The organism is SAR324 cluster bacterium (assembly GCA_029245725.1).
Taxonomy (GTDB): Bacteria; SAR324; SAR324; order SAR324; family NAC60-12; genus JCVI-SCAAA005.
The window spans coordinates 1-2,253 of the sequence record JAQWOT010000400.1 but is presented as its reverse complement, the minus strand read 5'-3'; the positions used below and the strand labels follow the sequence as shown (position 1 = coordinate 2,253).

Here is a 2,253-nt window from a genome sequence, read left to right as displayed (position 1 = left end):
CTCCGACACGCAAGGTGACCGTGACGCTCTCTGATGGCAGTCGGCAGGAGCGGCAAATCTATGGAGAGCTGCGTGTCCAGGTGGGCGATCGTGATGACGTGTTCAGCTGCGTAGCCGAGCCGGAAAGGGCTCCGTTGCTGTTGGGACAGATTGTCTTGGAAGCCCTGGACCTAGTGGTGGATTGTGGTCGACAGCAGTTGATCCCTAACCCAGAGGCCCCTGACGGAATGATGCTCTACGAGGATCACTAGCGAGCTGTTGAATCACCCTCACCCACTGTTTGCGACGGTCCTCCCTAACCCAGCGTGACGAGGGTTTTTGATTGGAATGCTGGTTTTCTCTCCATAGGAGGGAACGTTCAGCATTCTACTGCCTACCGATAACTCTCCACCAATCGTAACCAGGCCTCCTGCGAATTCTCAATGACCGAACTCGGACAGCAGTAGGAGAGCCGGAAGCAACCGGGCCAGCCGAAGCCAGAGCCGGGAACTAGCAGGATCTTTTCTTCCTGGGCTCGACGTACGAAGGCCACGTCATCTTCCTCCAGTGCCTGAGGAAACAGGTAGAACGCTCCTTGGGGCCGCACGCAGTGAATGCCGACCTCTGCCATCAAGCTACAGATCTGATCCCGTAGTTGTTGATAGAAGCCGGTATCGACCTGCACTCCACGTAGATGGGGCAGCGCACGCTGCATCAGTGCAGGAGCATTTACAAAGCCTAGGATGCGATTGGTGAAGACTAGCGCTTCCTGCCAGAGAGCACGATCTGGAACTTCAGGATGCAGGGCGATGTAGCCAATCCGCTCCCCGGCTAGGCCAAGATCCTTGGAGTGTGAGGTGATCAGAATCGAGTGTGGATGGGCCTTGAGCACGGAGCCATTGGTTACCTCATCGAAGAGCAGCTTGCGATAGGGTTCATCAGCGATCAGGTAAATTGGACGACCAAAACGCTGCTCTTGGGTACGCAGCCAACTGCCGAGATCATCAAGCACCTCCTGGGAATAGACCACTCCAGTTGGGTTGTTCGGTGAGTTGGCGATGATCGCTCGGGTCTTTGGAGTCATCACTGCTTCCAGTGCTTCCAGGTCGGGCAAAAAATCCTCCTGTCGGGTGCGGGCGACGGTCAACACTCCTCCATGATTTTGTACGTAGAAGCCATACTCGACAAAGTAGGGCGCCAGTGCAACGACCTCATCACCGGGTTCGAGCAAGGCCTTAGCAACTACGTTCAGTCCTCCTCCAGCTCCGACACAGAGCACCACATCTGCAGTCACAAAAGGCAGATCCTGCTCTTCCTTCAGCTCACTAGCCAAGTACTCCCGAACAGCAGTGAAGCCTCCGTTTGGCATGTAACGATGGTTTCCAGGCGCTGGGTCATCAAGCAGGGCGTGTAGGGTCTCATGAACTTTGGGAGGTGGTTCGAGAATTGGGTTGCCCAGCGAGAAGTCAAAGACCTGGTCGGCACCATACTGCTGCTTGAGTCGGGCGCCGGCTTCGAACATCTGGCGGATCCAGGAGGCACGTTGGAGAGAGTTGGCAATCGGAGCGGCAATGGTCATGGTTCCTGTTTGAGGGCAAGGGCAAAGGATTGTTGAAGGTCGTTCAGGGATTGCACGTTGGAGGCCTCGGGCCAGCGCTGCCAGTGAGCACAGCTGCGATAGACCGCTGCTGGTGTGTATCCCTGTTCTCTTAATATATGTAAAGACAAGGCGCCATCTGACTTGGAAAATTTACGATTGCCCTCATCGGTCAGCAGTGAGTGGTGCAGCACGACTGGAGGTGTTCGCTCGGGTTCCAGCAGCCGAAGCAGATGAGACTGGGCAGCAGTGGAGGGCCGTAGGTCCACACCACGGACCAGCAGGTTCATCTGCCAGTCGAGGTCATCCAAGCAGGACGCTAGCTGGTAAGCGACTTGTCCGTCACGACGTTGGATCACAAAATCACCCATCTCGTCTGTGAGATCCAGTTCTTCCTGACCACTCGGCCAATTCTGCCAACACACCGTGGCTGCTGCTGGTAGCCGAATCCGCCAACTACCGGGCTGTTCGGCAGAGTGCTGCTGCTGACGACAGGTTCCTGGATAGCGCCCTTCCTCACCAACGAGAGCCTGCCACTGGCGACGACTACAGGTGCAGCGATAGAGTGCTCCAGTATTTTTGAGTGTTGTCAAGGCGGATAGGTAGCGCTCTGTACGTAGCTGCTGGGACCAGCTTTGTTGGAGTGCAGCGACACTGCGAGGACCCTGGTCAGTATC

3 protein-coding genes are annotated in these 2,253 nt (G+C 56.2%); 1 reads left to right on the top strand and 2 read right to left on the bottom strand.

The annotated features are described in order from the left end of the window. A partial coding sequence (locus P8O70_22020) for a hypothetical protein (protein MDG2199519.1) occupies positions 1-251 on the top strand: 251 nt, incomplete at its 5' end. A gap of 122 nt (positions 252-373) precedes the next feature. Here P8O70_22020 and P8O70_22015 read toward each other — a convergent pair. Both P8O70_22015 and P8O70_22010 read right to left on the bottom strand, forming a co-directional pair. Further along, positions 374-1,558 (bottom strand): pyridoxal phosphate-dependent aminotransferase, encoded by a 1,185-nt coding sequence (locus P8O70_22015; protein ID MDG2199518.1) that lies wholly within the window; start codon positions 1,556-1,558, stop codon positions 374-376. Further along, on the bottom strand, positions 1,555-2,253 hold a 699-nt coding region (locus P8O70_22010; GenBank protein MDG2199517.1), incomplete at its 5' end, for a glutamate--tRNA ligase family protein. The genes P8O70_22010 and P8O70_22015, both read right to left, overlap by 4 nt.